Source organism: Clostridium sp. DL1XJH146 (assembly GCF_054819755.1).
Genome location: NZ_JBTVVN010000055.1, coordinates 1 through 19212, shown reverse-complemented (window position 1 = coordinate 19212; position 19212 = coordinate 1). Strand labels below are relative to the sequence as shown.

Below are 19212 nucleotides of genomic sequence, written 5' to 3'. Positions count from 1 at the left end.
ATACTTCTTCTGGTGATTATGCAGCTAAAGATTCTGCTTACATTGAAGAGAAGACTGTTACTGATATTGTACTTTAGTGGTGGAGGAGACCTCTTTTGGAGGTTTTGCTAAGTTAATATAGGTAGATTTGTGATGGAGACTGGTCCTGAGGTGTGGGGCTGGTCTTTTTGTTAGGAGTTCTTAATAAAAAAATATTATTAATGAGATATCTTGATTTTAAATTTAGATGGATTTATTTAGAAAATTGAGTGATTATTATTAAAAGAATTATTTTAGAAAGTATGTAGATATCAATTATAAATAAAAGATAAGAAATTAAATTATTTATGTATATAAAAATTTAAATTAATAATAGTTGTTATGATTATTTTAAAAAATAAGTATAAAATTTTATAAATAAGATAAGAATATAAATATAAGTGCCTTCAATTAGTGGCAATTTTTAAAAAAAGTGCTATAATAGAAGTATAATAAATATATTACGACAGATTAGAAAGAAGGCGTTTGTAATTTATAGTAATAGTTCAGGTATGTCTGATATAAAGATTTCTTTTATTAATAGCTTTTTAAAAGCAGTAAAAAAAGAAATTGCAAAAGGGAATTTACATTTAGCTGAAAGAGATAAAAATATGGATTTTATAAAAGATAAAGGATTAATGGTCCCAGATGATATAAATGAAGTTATTTTTGATTTAAGTTATAAAGATTATGTGGGAGGACCAGAAGAAGATAGAGATGGATATAAAGGTGACATATACAAATTTAAAACAGATGCTATAGATGAAGTAATTATATATATAAAAATTAGATATAATCCACCTCATGAAATAGTATGTATTTCATTTCATGAGGATGAGAACTAACTATTTTACATATATACAAATTGTATATATAAATATAAATATAAATAAAATTAATTTTAATATATTAGATTAACAAATCTAATATCTAGACAGGAGAGGTAAGGATGAAAAAAACATTTTGTCCAAAGTGTAATAAGGAGGTAGAATATTTAACTAAAAAAAATATGATTAAGGAATACAAAAAGGTAAAAGTTAATGTGGAGGAAACTATAGCTTTTTGTCCAATTTGTGGAGAAAATATATTTGTTACTGAAATTGAAAGAGAAAATTTGAAAAGACTCTATGATGAATACAGAAAAATAACCGGTATAGTTTCACCACAAGATATTGTGAATTTAAGAACTAAATATGATATTTCTCAAAGAGAACTCGTATCAATACTTGGATGGGGGAAAATGACTATCAATAGATATGAAAGAGGATCATTGCCAAGTTTAAGTCACAGTGATGTTTTGAAAACTTTTATTTCTAATGAAGAAGTGTTTAAAGAAAAAGTTGAGGAATCATATAACTTTGGAAGAATAAATGAGAAAACCTATAATAAATTAAAAAATGCATTTGGGAGTTCAGCGAGAAATTATGCAAAGTTGTTTATAAATTCTAAACTAGCACATTTGGAGGATATAAATAATGGTTTCAGGAAATTTGATTTGGAAAAAGTTGAAAACTTAATAAGTTATATTGCAGATAAAGTTGATAACCTTTATAAAACAAGCTTAAATAAGTATTTATGGTATATTGATTTTGATTACTTTGAGGAAAATGTAAGATCAATAACTGGATTAAGGTATGTAAAACAGCAATATGGACCTGTAATTGAAGGTAAGGGGTATGAAGACGTAATAAATTTATTTGATTCAAAATATTATAAAGAAGAATTTATGAATTCTGATGGATCGATAACAGCAAAGATATCAAGTAAAAAAAATTATGACATGTCTATGTTTTCAGATGAGGAATTGAATATTATTGATAAAGTAATAAATAAATTTGCAAATATGAGTTGTGGAGAAATGTCTCAAATATCCCATCAAGAAAATGGATGGATTAACAACGATATTGATGAAATTATTTCCTATGACTATGCTGAAGAATTAAAAACAACTTTTTAATAATAAAGGCATGATGCTTTTGGGCATCGTGCCATTTATATGTAAATTACAAGTAGAAATTTGAGAATGGTACCGATAGAAAGCATAATGAAAATTTATTTTAATAATAATTAAGCACTTAGCTGAAAAGTTAGGTGCTTTTTTAATACACATATGAAAAAAATTAACAATAAATCTTTACTATTTGATATAGCATTTGCTATAATTTAAATTAAGTATGAAAGGGGACAAGCTATGGTTTATTTTAGTGATTTATTAAAAAAAGTTAGAAAAGACCTTAATATGACTCAAGAACAATTAGCTAGAGAGTTACATGTTAGTTTTTCCACAGTAAATAGATGGGAGAATGACAAATCTAATCCAAGTAATATAGCTAAAGTATTATTTTATAGCTTTTGCAAAGAAAAAGGAATTACCATTGAGCAAAATGAGGTTATTTAGATACACAATAATGCTTTCAGGGGGTAAATATGAGTGAGTTTATAAATTCCAATGAACAATTGGTGGATAAGATTAATAATATTTTAAAAACTAAACATGATTGCTCTGTTAATATAGTCAATGATAAATTAACTCTATCAGTATTTTCTTTATTAGAAAAGAATTTAAAAAATGTAAATGAGATTAATTTTGTTATAAGAGATACAAGATATATTCCTGAAAATGATGAGATATCAAGAGAATTTGAAATTGATATGAATCCTAATAATATGCTATTTAATTCATACGATATAATTGAAAAAAATAAACTTCAACACTTTTCAAAAGCAAAATCAATGTATAAATTTATTGATAAACATGTAAAGGTAAGAAAAACTAATCCTAAATATAAAATTAAAAGCAATTTATTAACGATTAATAATGATTTTATGATACAAGGTTCTTCTTCATTAGAATTATCAAATAAAGAGGTAGTTTCAAGACGTAATCAGATAAATTTTGATACTGTGATGAACGAAGCTATGGATAGAAGCCAAATAGTAGGTGCAAATAAAATTTTTAATCAAATTTGGTATGGTGATAATATAACGGTTGATTATAAAGATGAATTAATGAATAGTTTGAATTATGTATATAAAGAGCATTCACCTGAATTTTTATATTATTTTACTATAAATGAACTTTTCGGGGCTCAATTAGATTATGGAGTTGAGCGATTTGAAAAAGATAATACCAGTTTTAAAAAAACAAAAATATGGAATATGTTATATAATTTCCAGAAAGACGCAGTATTATCTGCTATCCAAAAGATAAACAAATATAATGGATGCATTATTGCAGATAGTGTTGGACTTGGAAAAACATTTGAAGCACTTGCAGTTATAAAGTATTTTGAACTTCGTCAAGATAATGTGTTAGTTTTAACTCCAGCAAAATTATATGATAACTGGAATTCCTTTAGAGGAGCATATAAAGATAGCATAGTAGATGAAATTTTTAATTATAAAATTATGTTTCATACAGATTTGTCTAGATACAAAGGAATGTCAAAAAGCGGTTGGGATTTATCTAGGTTTGATTGGAGTAAATTTGACCTAATAGTTATAGATGAATCACATAATTTTAGAAATAGGACTAAAAAAGAAGACGGATTTACTCGTTATCAAAGATTATTAGAAGAGGTAAGAAAGAGTAATAACAATACTAAAGTTTTATTACTGTCAGCCACTCCAGTTAATAATTCATTGACAGATTTAAAAAATCAAATAAGTATTATAACAGGTGACAGAGATTTTGCATTTGAAGAACATGGGATACCTAGTGTGGAAAGTGTATTAAGAAAAACTACAAAACAGCTTAACGAATGGGAAAAGCAACTCGTTAAAAATAAAGAAGCACTATTCAATGATCTTCCGGCAGATTTTTATAAATTACTAGAAATGATGACTATAGCAAGAAGTAGAAAACATATAACAAATTATTATGGTACAGAAGAAATAGGTAAGTTTCCAGAAAAGCTAAAACCGGATACGTTTAATCCTAAAATAGATAAAAAAGGATTATTACTAAATTTTGAAGAGACAAATGAAATTTTAGAGGAATTAACACTAGCTGTATATGCTCCTATGAGTTATTTAAAGGGAGAGTACAAGCTTTACTATGCTGAAAAATATCAAAGTAAAAGGGCAGATGGTAGAGTATTAATGACAGTTGATGTTAGAGAGTCTGGAATGAAGGTATTACATAGATTTAATTTATTTAAAAGATTAGAAAGTTCTGTTTTTTCATTTGGTGAAACTATTAGAAGACTAAAGGAACGAATTGAAAGTTATATTGACTTAATTGAAAGAGAAAGTGAAAACATTAATATAGAAAATGAAGAAGAAAGCGAATATGAATCAGATGCAATCTTAGATTATAAATATGAAATCAAGGTGGACCATTTAAATAAAGAAGAGTTTTTACAAGATTTATACTATGATAGAGAAGTTTTAGAAATGTTGTATACTGATATTGAAAAGGTGCTTAAAAATGATAGAGATAAAAAATTAGATACATTATTAGATTTCTTGAAAAATAAAGTATCTACGGAACCTTACAATATAGGAAACAAAAAGGTGCTTATTTTCACAGCATTTGCTGATACTGCCCATTACTTATATGAGCAAATAGAGCATGAAATGAAAAAGTTTGGTATTCGTGTTGGAGTTGTAACAGGTTCTTCTAAACCCAAAGCTAATAATAAAAAAGTTACACTGGAATTTAATAGTCTTTTATCAGCATTTTCTCCAGCGTCAAAGTTAAAGGCAGCATTAAATGATGAAGAGCAAATTGATATTTTAATTGGAACAGACTGTATTTCAGAAGGACAAAACTTACAAGATTGTGACACTGTAATTAATTATGATATTCAATGGAATCCAGTTTCTCTTATACAAAGGTTTGGTCGTATTGATAGAATTGGTAGTAAGAATAAGTGTATTAAAATGGTTAATTTCTTTCCTGCTCTTGAGTTGAATGAATACTTAAATTTAGAACAAAGAGTTAAAAACAAAATGAAAGTTACTAATATTGTTTCAACTGGAGATGAAGACCTACTAACACCTGAAATGAATGATATTAATTTTAGAAAAAAACAATTAGAAAAGCTTAAGGATAGAGTCATTGATATTGATGAAGCTAATGATAGTATTTCACTTACTGATTTAAATATGAATGAATATCTATATGAATTATCTGAATACATAAAAAAAGTTCCTGAAATAAAAAAAGTACCTAGAGGTATTTATTCTGTGACAGACGGAGAAAAACAAGGGGTAATATTCTGTTTTAAGCATAAAAATGATACATCAAAGCCGGACAATGATAGTTCATTATATCCATATTATCTATTGTATATTGATTTTGATGGGCAAGTTATTTACGAAAGCAATGCTACCAGAAATGTACTTAAAGAGTTTAGAAAGTTATGTTATAAAAAGGAAAATCCTCAAATGGAAATTTTTAAAAAGTTTTTTAAAGAAACTAATAATGTTATTGATATGAGCGAATACTCATTGCTTTTAAATAAGGCAATTGATTCTATTCAAGGACAAGAAGAAAAAAATTCAGAGCAAACTGTTTTTGATTTTGGAGGATTTAATAACGTATTTGCTGATGAAAGTGCAGAAGATTTTGAATTAATAAGCTTTTTAGTAGTTAAATAGGGGTGAAATGATGCTTGGTTTACCTGAAAATTATAAAATGAAAAAAAGATTTAATAAAAAGATTTTTATACCTAAAGATGAGAAACCTTCAAAGAAAAAAAAGATAAAAGAGAGTATTGTAAAAGCTGAACTTATTTATCAAATACAAGGGGAAGAAATTCCTTCACTAATAAATGAATCATACAATGTAAGCACCATTATGTTTTTAAGTATTGAAGTAGATAATATTAAAAATGCTGCATTTGTAAATGGAATATTGCAAGAAATGATAAAAGGATATGTTATTATAAAGTTTAGCGATTGTAGAGGAAATATTGTATTTGGGTATGGATATAAGAGACTGAGTAAATTAGATAAAAATGAAATTGTATTAGAGACTAATTTTATAACAAATATATATACAGAGCAGCTATTTGATGAAACTAATGATTTAATATACAAATATATAAATTTTGAGCAACTTAAAAATAAAATTAATAAACTTGCATTTTATAGTGAAATGATGGTGAAATCTTATATAATTACTAATAAAAAATTATGGTCAAAATGGAGACTGATACTAGATTCTAATGTTTGGTATAACCATACTAATACAATGTTAATATATGCTTTATTAAGAGAAGTTAAAGAACTTAAAAATGGACAAATAAAGGTGAAAAGCACATCAGAAAATATAAAAATTAATAAACAAATAATGAAATTATACAGTGAGATGGAGGATTTAATCAATGAGTGAATTTGAAAAAATACCAAAAGGAATATTTAATAAAGTAGATAGTAACAAAGAAATATTTATATCTGAATTTAAGGATAAACTTCAAGAAATATTTCCTACAGCTGTGAAAGATGGGATAGTTGATTTTGAAGCACTATTAAATGAGTTCGGTAAATATGCTGAGACCGATGAGAAAGAAAAATACAACATGACTTGGGTAGGGAAAAAAGAGGCTATAAGAAAAGCTAATGAGGATATAGTAGGTAAAACTTTAAAATATGTACCAGGGGATAGTAAAAATCCAGATACTACACAAAATCTTTATATTGAAGGAGATAATCTTGAGGTGTTAAAGCTTCTTAGAAATAGTTATTATGGAAAAGTAAAGATGATTTATATTGATCCACCGTATAATACAGATAATGATTTTATTTATAATGATAGTTTTAAAATAGATAAAGACGAATATGAAAAAGCTATTGGGGATGTAAATGAATATAATGAAAGAATGACAGTAAATAAAAAAGGTAGTGGGAGATATCATTCTAAATGGCTTAATATGATGTATCCGAGGTTGAAAGTGGCTAAAGACTTACTAAAAAATGATGGTGTAATATTTATTAGTATTGATGATAATGAAGTGGCAAGTCTTACAAAAATGTGTGATGAAATTTTTGGTGAAGATAACTTTGTTGGAAACATTGCATGGGAGTCTAAAACCAAGTCTCAAAATACCAGTACATCATTTAATAAACTGCAACCTAAGATAGAGCATATATTGCTTTATACTAAAAGTAGTATGCGAAGATTTAATTTAATTCAAAAGGGAGTTAAGGAGTATCTATACTCTGATGAGAGAGGTGAATTTAGGTGGTTAAAGATTGAACCTATGAATGCTAAAGGTATTAGGGGGCGTGAGACTATGATATATCCTATTATGGGTATAATGCCTCCGAATGGAAAGCAATGGCAAATAGGCAAAGACAAAATTGAAAAGCTAATATCTGTTAATGATGTAAAAATAGAAAATGAAGTTCCTTATGTTAAAATGCGACCAACTGATGAACGCAGTTCTGTTACAGAACCTTTTTGGGCTTTTTTTAGTAAAGAAATTGGAACAGCAGAGAGTGCTAAAAAGGAATTGAGTAGTATTATAGAAAATCATGGATTTGAAACAGTGAAACCTATAAATTTGATAAAACGTTTGGTATTTCATTGTTGTGATAAAAGTGATGTCATGCTAGACTTTTTCTCAGGATCAGGAACAAGTGCCCAAGCGGTTATGGAGTTGAATTCAGAGTACAATAAAGATGTAAAGTATATTTTAGTTCAATTACCAGAGCCTTGTGATATATATTCTGGGGATATTCATATTAAAAATATTTGTGAAATTGCTAAAAAACGTATTCACAGAGCAGGAGATAAAATATTAGAAGATAACAAAGAAAAAGAAGGCATAGAAAATCTTGATATAGGCTTCAAAGTCTTCAAAGTAGCTGATACAAACATAAAATGGATAAGTGATACATTGAGTGGAAATTATAGATTAGAAGACTATAAGGGTGATTTATCATCAAAAGACAAATTAGATTTTAATCCACACTTCGCTGATATTGATGTAGTATATGAAATGATGCTTAAGAGACAGGATATAGAGCTTACAGAAAGAATAGACAAGTTAGATTATATTGGAAATAGAACTTATCTAGTGGGATATACAATTCTTGTTTGTTTAGAGGAAAATATAACAGAAGAGATGGTTAAAAAGATAAGTGAGATAGATACTACTTTATCTTGGATTGTATTTAGAGATAGTGCATTTAATGATGATATTAATTTGAAAACTAATACTATGAATTTGCTTAGAACTTTAATAACTGAAAAAAATCCTAAAAATAAAAATCAAAAGATTCTGTGGATATAGGAGGTATTAGTATGGGAAAGATAGTTAAGTTTCAATTTGAAAAACTAGATTATCAAAAAAAAGCAGTATCCTCTATAATAAAACTTTTTGGTGATGTTCAGAAAAGTATTAATAATCCAATTTATTCAAATTCAGTACGTGATTTAACTAGACATGATAGAGGTTTACAGAGTAACAGAAGAAATGCTCAGGTAACCAGGGGAAATAAACTAAAAGAGAATTTAAGAAAAATTCAATCAGAAAATGGATTGATTTTAAATGACGAAGTTCAGATTGATAATAATACATTGAACTTTACTATAGAAATGGAAACAGGAACAGGTAAAACCTATGTATATTTAAGAACTATTCTTGATTTATATTTTACTTATGATAAAAAATTTAAGAAATTTATAATAGTAGTTCCAAGTGTGCCAATTAGAATGGGAGTAGAGAAAAGTATTCAAATGCTAAAAGAACATTTTTCAAGCATTGGAGAATATAAAGGTATAGATATAACAAAGTATGTTTTTGTCTATAATTCAAAAATAAAAGGTATGGCGGGTACTGTAAGGCATCAGTTCGTTGATACTGAAGATTTAAGCATTTTAGTTATGAATACTCAAGCCTTTAATAGAGATACTAACGTTCTTAGAAATACTGATCATGAAAGTAATGTTGATAACTTGAGTGTATGGGATGAAATAAGACAACTTCACCCAGTTGTTATTATTGACGAGCCACAAAAATTTGATGGAGCTAAAAACATGAAGAAGAAGTCTCGAACAGCCTCTTTAGCTGCTATTGATAGCGTTAAACCAACATTCATAGTGAGATATTCGGCAACTCATAATGAAATAATTAATCCAACATATAAATTAGATTCGTATGCTGCATACAAAAATAATTTAGTTAAAAGAATAAAAGTAAAAACGGTAAACAAATTAATTCCTACTGATTTTCCTTATATTAGATATTTAGAATTTACTAAGGATTTGTATGCTAAAATCGAGATATTTTCAGCTGAGCAAGGGAAAGAAGCTGCTAGAAAAGTTTTTAGAGTGCGAAAAGATAATAATGGTAATATATTTGAGTTATCAGGTGAATTACCTCAGTATAGAAATTATCGAATTGCTGAAAATCCATTTAAAGGTAAGAGTCTTAAAATAGAGAGACCTGATGGAATAATTGAAATTAAAGAAGGTTCTTGTATAAGTCCTTTTTCGGAAAAAGATGCAGTAAGAATTCAAATGAAAATAGCAATCCAATCTCATTTAGAACATCAATACAATTTACTTAAACAAGGTAAAGAGATTAAAGCATTATCTTTATTCTTTATCGATAGAGTTAGTAAAGTAAGAGGCGAAGATGGGAAAGATGGTGAATATCTAAGACTATTTGATTCTGTTTATAGTGAAGTTATTTGTAATCCTAATTATAATAAAGTATTTAAAGAGTTCCCTGAATACTTTAAGGAATACTCTAATGTTAATAAGATTAGACAAGGATATTTCGCTATAGACAAAAAGAAATCAAGTACTAAGATTATGGAAATTGATGGTTGGAATGAAGAAAGTGATGATTCAACCATTTCTTTAAAGGCAAAGCAAAAAGAATATATTGAAAGAGGTATAGAATTAATATTAGAAAAAAAAGATGAATTGATTTCTTTTGAAACTCCATTAGCTTTTATTTTTTCACATTCAGCACTTAGGGAAGGCTGGGACAACCCCAACGTCTTTACTCTGTGTACATTAAAAAATAGTAGTAATTCTATAGCTAAAAAACAAGAAATAGGAAGAGGACTAAGACTTCCCGTTGATATTCATGGTAATAGATGTCATGATGAAAAGCTAAATGTACTTACAGTAGTAGCAAATGATAGTTATGAGCATTTTAGTGAAAAATTACAGAAAAGCTATAATGATGAGTCTGGATTTAATAAAGATGAAGTAACTAATGATATCATCGGGAAAGTGTTTAATGCAGCTGGAATACCGATAGATAAAATATCATCTAAATTAGCAACTTCATTTATGGATGAACTTAAATCTAATGGTATTGTTTCAGCTAATGGAATACTAAAAAAAGATACTGAAAATAAATTTAAGGATATTGAGTTTATTGATGAAATATTAAAAGAACATGCAACAAAAATTAAGGAAGAATTTGCGAAATATATGGTAGATAAAGGTTCAAAGAAAATTTCTATTGAAAATGGAGATTTAGAACCAGTTGAAAATAAGATGCAATCATATGTTAGTGAAAAAGATTTTAAAAAATTAATTTTAGATGTTAATAGTAGGCTTTCACAGAAAACTATATATAAGGTTAATATTGATAAAGATGTGTTTGTTAAAGAATGTATAAATTCTATTAATGAAATGCTAAACAATAAAAATATAAATGAAGCCGTTGAGCAAAGTGTAGGAATGCATTACATCGATGAAAACAATAAAGCTAGATATGAAAAAGCGGATAAGTCTATTTTTATTAATAATCCTATTATTAATGTTAATCCAAGGAGCGATTTTGAAATAATCAATTACTTGATGGGGGCAACAGACCTGCCTAGATTAACTATTAAAAATATTATTAATGGAGTTATAAATAGAAGATTACTTGATAGTCAAGATTATTTAGATGATGTAATGAATTTAATAAAAGAAATATTTATTAAGCATCAAGCACAGCCATCTATTACATACGATGTTTTGTGTGGTTATAGATTTGATAGCAAAACTATTTTTGCAGTAGACGAAATTAATGCAACAGAGATTAATGATCCTGATAAATTCATATATAAATCTAGCGAAATTAGCAGAAAAGCTATAAATGAATACTATAAGTTTGATAGTGAAGGAGAATTAAAATTTGCAGAATCACTTGATAATGATCCTAATGTTTTATTGTTCACAAAGATAAAAAAAGGTGGCTTTGTTATAAATACTCCATATGGTAATTATTCACCTGATTGGGCTGTTGTTTATAGAAATGAAGGAAAAGCAGAACTATATTTCATAGTGGAAACAAAGTTTGATAAGGGATGGAATGACTTATCTGATGTTGAGCAGTTTAAAATTCATTGTGGGAAAGCACATTTTAAAACAATAGAAGAAAATACTAATGAATCAGTTAAATTTAATTGGGCTAATTCTTATAATGATTTTAAAGAGAAGTTTAATATACAAAATAGATTTTAATAAGGGAGTGTTAAGTAATGGCAGATATAAAATATGAAATAGAAGAAACTATAGGAGCAATTTCAGAATCACCAAAGGGTTGGTCAAGGGAACTGAATTTAATTAGCTGGAACGGAAGAGCGGCTAAGTATGATTTAAGAGATTGGGCACCAGAGCATGAGAAGATGGGGAAGGGGATTACTCTTTCTAAGGAAGAGTTGAAGACTTTGAGGGATTTGCTTAATGGGATGGAATTGTAGATTATTTAAATAGGAATGAGTGATAGATATGGATATAGTTTATAACACAATAAATTTTTATGATGCATTGAAAGCAAAGTATGGAGATTATTTGAAGGAAGAAATCACTTCAATTGTTATGGTTCAAACAGAAGATGAAGTTATGCTAGAAACAATAGAAGTTCAAGTAGTTGAAGGTGGGTTTGAAAAACAAACAGTAAGAAGAGAAAATTTAGACTTTATTGCAGATGGAGAAGATGACGATGATCTATATTTTAATCCAAAGGATAAAATTGAAGTTAATGTTTTAAAATTTATTAATGACTTTGGAGCTTATTCAATAATAAATACAACTGATTTATTTAGAGAAGAAGCATGGGAAAAAATAAGTAATAAGTATAATACTTTTGGCATAGATAAATAAAAAGAAGTATTTACATATAGTTAGATGTAAATAGATTATTCTAGTATTCTATGAAGGTTATCATTGAAATTCATTACAATTAATCTACATCAAGGAATGAAAATGTAAAAAAAATGTAGCAAAAGTTTGGGAAGAACCATTAATATATGATGGTTCTTTTTTAGCGTGCAATTAACTAATTTGATAAATTATTACAAAACTTCTTAAAATGCTTAACAAAATATTGGAAATGTATTAAAATATAGACAGGCAGTATTATTGTGCATTTAATGTTAAATTTCATAATATATTTATTTGCGTATCGAAAGTAATTGGAGGAATCAATATGGAGATGGATAAACTAATAGAAAAGCTTAAAGAAGAATTTCCAGAAAAGGCAATAGATATTTCTGAGAGTCTCGGACTTTTAAAAGAAACAATTAATGATTCAATAGAAACAATAGGATCAAGGATAAATAGGTCCGTGAATAATAGGAATTTTGAGAATGTAGAGTTGTATACATCCATGGCAAAAGAGGTAGATAGGTATGAGAAGGAGATAGATCAAATAATTGGTATGCTTGAAATTGAAGACATTGATATAAGTGATGAATTAGAAGAGGAAGTTGAGCGAAAGAACATACCTAATTATGATGATTATGTTGTAGATAGTAAGGTGGAGCATACATTATATGAGAATTTTACCCATATAAGACCAGCAGCTTTCAGAATAAATGATTACAAAATAATTCAAGTTAAAACATGGAAATCAATGCTTTTGAGAACTTGTGAATTTCTTATGACAATAGATGAGAAGAAGTTTATAAGTTTTGAGCATAATGATGAAATGAACGGTAAAAAGAATAAGTATTTTTCCACTAATAGAGAAGAAATTAGAAAAGGAAAGAGAATAAACGGGAATATATATATTGAAACAAACCTTAGTGGTAACTCTATTAGAAATCTTATTATTAAATTTTTGAAGGAATATGGATTTAAGGTGAGTGAATATAGAGTTTATTTTAGAGCTGATTATTCTGGATTGAATGATTAACTGATGAATATTCATATCTATAATTAATTCATTAGAATATACCTAAGGAATTTCAATAAAAAAATAAAATTATTTAAAGGTGAGCTGATTAAAAAATGAGTGAATTTAGAGAAGTAATTAATGGATACAAATACAAAATAGTATCGGACTTTATATATGATACTGATTTATGCACTGTAAATATAGAGGTTGAAAGATATGCATATAAAGTTACAAACATAGAAGAAATTGATAGATATTTGTCAGAATTAATAATTTGCATAATGAAAAATGATATTAAAGAAAAGTGTAAAGGATTTTCAACGAATGGTTGTATGAAGCATATTAAAGATAATATATATGAATTGAACTGGATAGTAGATATTAAAATAAGTAAATATAATTTGCTGAAAGAATTCTGTGAAGGCAGAGAATTAAAATTATTATCAGGTGAATTAAAGAATAAAATTGGAATATATGTTGTTGAAGAAAAGGGTTTAGTATTGAAAAAAATTATCGAATATGTTGAGATTGATAATATTAGATATGAACTTAAGGAAATAGAATTTGAGTTTTTAGATATCTACGATCAAATTACTTATGAAGAAACAATATAGCAGTATCAATAATATAGGTATTTTTAAATATCTAAAAAAGGAAGGTATTATGATTAATATAAAACACAACTCAGAAAGATTTTTATTAATATATAATGATTTAGATAAATATATGAGAAGAACACTTAGAGTAGGTGACAATATAGGGCATACAGAATTAATTATAAAATTAGCAAAAGAAAAGAAGATTTATTCTAGAGATAAGGATGATTTGATCAGATTTGCAAAACTAAGGAATGTTATTGTACATAATCCTGATAAAGAGTTTTCTCAGGCTATTGCAGAGCCACATGACTATGTATTAAAAAGGTATGAACAAATTAGTACTAGAGTTAAAAATCCACCTTTAGCGATAAATTGTATAGCAATAAAGGCAAATAAAATATTTACAATAACTTTAGACAATACTGCATTAGAAGTAATGAAGATTATGAATTCTAATACATATACTCATGTTCCAGTTGTGATGAATGGAAGAATCGTTGGGGTATTTAGTGAAAATACTATTTTTTCATATATGGTTAATAAAGAAGATGTGTTGATAGAAAAAGAAGCTACAATAAAAGAATTTGAAGAGTTCATTCCTATTAATAAACATGAAAGTGAAAAGTTTATTTTTGTTTCTAAAAATATTTTGGTTACTGAAGTTGAAGAGTTATTTCAGAAAGAATTGAATAATAAAAAAAGATTATCAGTTATATTCATTACAGAAACAGGTAAACCTACTGAAAAATTATTAGGTTTAATAACTGCGTGGGATGTTGCAGGATATAAAGAATAACTGATTTTAAGGATGGTGTTATATATATGAATACACAAGGTTGGATAAGAGGATTAATTGCGCACAATAGGCCTTTAGATGATTTTATAAAGTATGTCTTAACTACAATTGGTAAAGAATTTGATATTAATGTTAATTATAAAAGAAAAGATAATGAAAATATAGTATTTTGTATTGATAAAGTCCAGTTTGAAATATCACTAGATAAACTTCAGTATTTACAGAGTAAAGGACCATATGCATTAGATAGATATATATTGGATTATTTAAAGGAAAGAGGATTTGAGTTTGATATAAACAGAAGTCAATATATTAGATATTGTTATGGATTAATAGTAAGTACAAATTAAATTTACCAATAAATTAAATTGTCACTAAGATCTTTAGAGGTCCTGGCATAACTTGGGAGTGAAGCAAACAAGAGCTGCTTTTTTTATGATATGCTTATGAAAAATTTAGATTTGAAATTTGTAGAACTGAGGTGAAAGATTATGAATAATACAGAAAAGGCAATTAGCTTGTTTAAATATATTAAAGAACTATATGCTCAGCGAATTCAAGTGATTACTGACGTAAGAAAACAACAGTGGTGTAAGTTTAAACACGAAATTCCAGTTGATGAAGAAAACATTATTTTTAATTATTTGGATAGAACCGATGAAGTTAATGATGAGGATACAGAATCTGCAATGATTTTGAAAATTAGAAAACCAGAATTTGAACAATGTCCACCAATTCCATCTTTGTTAAGTAAATGGATTGAAAGTGATTGGAATAATTTCACGCGTTCTGCTGCTCCAATACAAAAACTTGTGAAGTATGATAAAGGTAAAAAAATTGTTGTACTGTTTACAGAAGATGAAAATCGTGTTAGAGCATATAAAGAATGGAGTAAGAAACGTGATTCATGGGTTATTCGCCAAAGCAAAATAGAAAAAACTAGAAATTTATTCAACGAACTATATCATTTGTATATTGATTTAGAACGTGATTCTGAAACCATAGAGTTTATGGTAGGTCAAGGTGTTTTGGATTGTGAAATTAGCACGTCAGTTCATACTTATCATCCTCTATTGTTAAAAAGGGTTGCATTAAGTTTTGATTCTAAGAACAATATTCTAACAATTTTTGATACCGATACTAATCCTGAAATTTACACTATGTTACTACAAGAGATTGATTATATAAATCATAGTTCTGTGAAAAAATTAAAGGAAGAATTAGCAGAAAATTTATATCATCCTTTAGATAGAAATGATACTCCAGATTACTTAAAAAGCTTCGCTCATTATCTTTATTCAGAGAGTAAATATGAAAATGATTTTAATGCAACAGTAAAAATGTTTGATAAGGTTATTATTTACAATAATCCTATTTTCTTCATAAGAAAGAGAACCGGGGGCGTAATAAAAGCACTTGAAGAAATTATTAATCAAATTTCTGAAACAGGTGAATTATCCGGACCTTTATTAAATCTAATTGGTGAAAATGTTTCACAGCTTGCTGATACAGTGGAACAACTTGACTTAAGCCAAAGCTTAGCAGCAATTAGCGGTGAAGATAAGGATATTCTACTTTCTAAAGAAGCAAATAAAGAACAACTTGAAATAGCTAAAAGAATTGAAAACTATAATGCTGTTTTAGTGCAAGGACCACCTGGAACGGGAAAAACGCACACAATTGCAAATTTAATGGGACATTTTTTAGCACAAGGTAAAAACATCTTAGTTACAAGCCACACAAAAAAAGCTTTAACTGTTGTCAAAGAAAAAGTTGTTCCAGAATTACAAAATTTATGCGTTGCTGTATTAGACGATAAGAACAAAGATATGGAACGCTCAGTGGATGGAATAACAGAGTATATATCTTCTCATACATCATTACAACTTGAAGAGCAACTGCGGACATTGCATGTCCTCAGCAAGACCCTCGGGCATAAACAATTTTCTGTGAACATTGATTAAATAATGCATAAATTTTATAGTTTAGGATTGTATTTAGCAAGCTCACCCAAAGGGTCTCATCAAAAACCATGGGGTCAATTATTATAAGGAATAGGTAGATATATAATTTAGATAAGATAGTACAAGAAACAGTATTAGAGCCTATAGGAGAGAAGAAATATATAGTTTTTTTATTGAAGTAAATTAAATTTAGCTATCAACAATTTTTAAGTTTTGTTGATAGACTATTAGGAAAAATCAAATTAATGGATAGTCTTTTTTACTAATATGGTGGTTTACTATATAACAAGTTCAACTTAAGGATCTTAGAACACTATCACAAAAAGAAAAGGTAGATTTTTTACAACCTCATTCGTTCACAGGTATTTCTCTATGGTCAGAATCAGCTTGTCCTTCCTCTTTTGTCTAAGTTTAGTGCCATTTTATATAGTGAATCACTTCTCTTGATTTTCTTATATTAAAGGAGTGCAGTATACTAAGTAATCAATTATACATAGTTTAGTGCCGCTAAAAAAATGAAATTAATGCAGCTAATATTAAGCAATCATTATAATTAGTATTTGACTAGAAAGCGTGTAAAAAACTTACGGTATTTACACTTGGAATAGTAAAAAGATTATTTTTATAAAAATTAATTATAAGAAGTAGATTTTCTAAAGTCTTTTCAATTTAGGTAAAAAGATATTTATATTAATATTTCATTGGGCTATAATATAAGAAAAGGAGTATTTACAGGAGGACACATTATGGAAAAAATAAATAAGCAAGATAATTTATATAATCAGTTTTTGAAGTATTCGTATTATGATTTAAAAGAGTTGTTTAAAAAAGCAAAAACTAAGGAAGAAAAAGATTTTTATATTGCGTTATCTGATATAGTACTACAGAAGGAACAAAAGAAAGTAATAGGCGAAAAGTAATGGCTACTTATACGCTATTTGCAGGGGTCAATGGGGCAGGCAAAACTTCTATTTATAAGTCTATTTATTATGAAAGAAATAAATACGAAAAAAGAATAAATACAGATGAAATGGTTGTGAAGTTAGGTTCGTGGAAAGATAATAATATTCAACTTAAATGTGGTAGAGAAGCCGTAAAACTCATAAACTATTATCTAGCTAATAATATATCCTTTAATCAAGAAACTACACTATCAGGTTCAAGTATTGTTAAGAATATAAGAAAAGCTAAACAAAATGGATTTTATATAGCTGTAAACTATATTGGAGTAGAGAGTTCTGATATTGCAATAGAAAGAGTTAATGATAGGGTATTAAAAGGTGGTCATGGTATACCGGAAGATGTTATAAGAAGGAGATATTATAAATCACTAGATAATTTAAATAAAATAATAAATCTATGTGATGAAATAAGTATTTATGATAATACAGAAAAATTTAAACATATAGGTTATATTCATAAAGGAACAATTAAATGGAAAAGAGAAATAATTCCAGAATGGAGCAATGGAATTTTAAAATAAAGAATGATAGAGTTTTTTATAATCTCATTCGCTCATAGGCATTCCTCTAGGGTCAGAATCAGTTTGCATAAAAATCTTTAAATTAAGTAACAGAAGGACAAGCTTTATAGACTTGGAGTGATAAGACTATAAAGCTTGTCCTTCCCATTTTGTCTAAGTTTAGTGACAGTTTATATAGTGAATCATTTATCTTGATTTTTCTTTCTACTTATAAATTGCAGTATACTAAGTATTCAATTTTATATAGTTTTGTGCCGCTAACAAAAGAAATATCGCAGCTAACATTGAGTGGTCATTATAGTTAGTATTTGTCTAGAAAGCTTGTAAAAAGCTAGCGCTATTTACACTTAGTGAAGGGAAAGGATGATTTTTTTATAATCTAATTCTACGAATAAGTTTATATAAAAATCTTTGATTAAAACCATCGGGAGGACAAGAATTACAAGCTCCAATCTTAGTAGAGCATGCAATTCTTGTCCTCCCTCTAGTGAGATAAGAGTTTTTAGTTAGGGTTTACTTCGAGGTAGAGAGGGCGATGGACAAGCAAAACATACAATCACTAGTAGAAAGTATGCCAAGCTTGTCCATCGAAAAAACATTAGCCTAGTAGAGTACTACTTTCCTTATGGGGGATAGAGATTTTAGTATATGTATTATTGCTGGACCTTTTGTTTATGAAAAGGAAGAGCATATGATTATAATTATACTAAAATAATTGAAAGAAAAAATAGAATGCGCAGTTAAAGTTATTATTGTTATTACTGGTATAGCTCTTATTATAGGTACTACTGCTATTACTACTTATTTGGGCGCTAATTCCCGACACCCAACGAGCTTCATTGTTTTGCTGAGTATCTCTAAGCCCCTAATAGAGTTTTCAATTCAACTATTAATTTGTACTAGTCCATAACTCCTAAAAACATGGAGTTTTGTACAAGTACAAATTAAGTTTCATATGTGTAAACTCTTAAGTCTTCCGTTCCTCCAGCCTTTTATGAGCTAAGAGCTACACAGCCCTTCAAATTGCTCTTATGGGTACCCGTCGGAGCGCAAAAGTAAAGAACTGAAGGAAATTATTAGTCAAGCAACATTGGACAAAGGGGACAAGCCCAAATAGGAACTGGCTTTTCCTCCTTTGTCCAACAACGCTTGACTAATAATGATTAAAACTGGCCCCACCCGCCGCCCACAGCCGCATAGCCATCAACCTAACAGAACCAATTTATGTAAAATAACAAATCTAGATGTTACCTATTAGATTACAATAAAA

The 19212-nt window shown here is 27.8% G+C and carries 16 protein-coding genes; all 16 read left to right on the top strand.

Translation table 11 applies throughout. The features are described from left to right. The first annotated feature begins 530 nt into the window (after window positions 1-530). Entirely contained in the window at window positions 531-863 is a 333-nt protein-coding gene (locus tag ACVHXK_RS17005) for a hypothetical protein (protein ID WP_461207603.1), read from the top strand. Window positions 864-967: 104 nt separating this feature from the next. Beyond that, the gene (locus tag ACVHXK_RS17000; protein ID WP_461207602.1) at window positions 968-1975 is read left to right on the top strand and encodes a type II TA system antitoxin MqsA family protein; all 1008 of its coding nucleotides are present in this window, start codon (window positions 968-970) and stop codon (window positions 1973-1975) included. 234 nt (window positions 1976-2209) lie between these two features. Next, the gene (locus ACVHXK_RS16995; protein ID WP_461207601.1) at window positions 2210-2416 is read left to right on the top strand and encodes a helix-turn-helix domain-containing protein; all 207 of its coding nucleotides are present in this window, start codon (window positions 2210-2212) and stop codon (window positions 2414-2416) included. 29 nt (window positions 2417-2445) lie between these two features. Further along, window positions 2446-5622 carry a helicase-related protein gene (locus ACVHXK_RS16990; RefSeq protein ID WP_461207600.1) on the top strand — a complete coding sequence of 1059 codons (3177 nt, stop codon included), beginning with the start codon at window positions 2446-2448 and terminating at the stop codon, window positions 5620-5622. Between the two features lie 7 nt (window positions 5623-5629). Beyond that, a complete protein-coding gene (locus tag ACVHXK_RS16985; protein ID WP_461207599.1) occupies window positions 5630-6358 on the top strand; it encodes a DUF4391 domain-containing protein in 729 nt (242 codons plus the stop codon). Continuing rightward, window positions 6351-8261 carry a site-specific DNA-methyltransferase gene (locus ACVHXK_RS16980; RefSeq protein WP_461207598.1) on the top strand — a complete coding sequence of 637 codons (1911 nt, stop codon included), beginning with the start codon at window positions 6351-6353 and terminating at the stop codon, window positions 8259-8261. The genes ACVHXK_RS16985 and ACVHXK_RS16980 overlap by 8 nt, the downstream gene beginning before the upstream one ends. An 11-nt stretch (window positions 8262-8272) precedes the next feature. Continuing rightward, window positions 8273-11443 (top strand): restriction endonuclease, encoded by a 3171-nt coding sequence (locus ACVHXK_RS16975; RefSeq protein ID WP_461207597.1) that lies wholly within the window; start codon window positions 8273-8275, stop codon window positions 11441-11443. A 17-nt stretch (window positions 11444-11460) separates the two neighbouring features. After that, window positions 11461-11682 (top strand): YdbC family protein, encoded by a 222-nt coding sequence (locus tag ACVHXK_RS16970; RefSeq protein WP_461207596.1) that lies wholly within the window; start codon window positions 11461-11463, stop codon window positions 11680-11682. Between the two features lie 28 nt (window positions 11683-11710). Continuing rightward, on the top strand, window positions 11711-12085 hold the full coding sequence (locus tag ACVHXK_RS16965) for a hypothetical protein (protein WP_461207595.1): 375 nt from the start codon (window positions 11711-11713) through the stop codon (window positions 12083-12085). Window positions 12086-12410: 325 nt separating this feature from the next. Then, window positions 12411-13118 carry a hypothetical protein gene (locus ACVHXK_RS16960; protein ID WP_461207594.1) on the top strand — a complete coding sequence of 236 codons (708 nt, stop codon included), beginning with the start codon at window positions 12411-12413 and terminating at the stop codon, window positions 13116-13118. Window positions 13119-13213: 95 nt separating this feature from the next. Next, the gene (locus tag ACVHXK_RS16955) at window positions 13214-13714 is read left to right on the top strand and encodes a hypothetical protein (RefSeq protein WP_461207593.1); all 501 of its coding nucleotides are present in this window, start codon (window positions 13214-13216) and stop codon (window positions 13712-13714) included. A 49-nt stretch (window positions 13715-13763) separates the two neighbouring features. Then, complete coding sequence (locus tag ACVHXK_RS16950; protein WP_461207592.1) at window positions 13764-14495, top strand: CBS domain-containing protein; 732 nt, start codon at window positions 13764-13766, stop codon at window positions 14493-14495. 26 nt (window positions 14496-14521) lie between these two features. Continuing rightward, window positions 14522-14845: a hypothetical protein gene (locus ACVHXK_RS16945; RefSeq protein WP_461207591.1), complete on the top strand. Its 324-nt coding sequence runs from the start codon at window positions 14522-14524 to the stop codon at window positions 14843-14845. A gap of 141 nt (window positions 14846-14986) precedes the next feature. Then, the gene (locus ACVHXK_RS16940; protein ID WP_461207590.1) at window positions 14987-16459 is read left to right on the top strand and encodes an AAA domain-containing protein; all 1473 of its coding nucleotides are present in this window, start codon (window positions 14987-14989) and stop codon (window positions 16457-16459) included. Window positions 16460-17205: 746 nt separating this feature from the next. Beyond that, entirely contained in the window at window positions 17206-17379 is a 174-nt protein-coding gene (locus ACVHXK_RS16935) for a hypothetical protein (protein ID WP_461207589.1), read from the top strand. Further along, window positions 17379-17942, top strand: a complete 564-nt coding sequence (locus ACVHXK_RS16930; RefSeq protein WP_461207588.1) for a zeta toxin family protein — start codon at window positions 17379-17381, stop codon at window positions 17940-17942. The genes ACVHXK_RS16935 and ACVHXK_RS16930 overlap by 1 nt, the downstream gene beginning before the upstream one ends. Window positions 17943-19212 lie beyond the last annotated feature (1270 nt).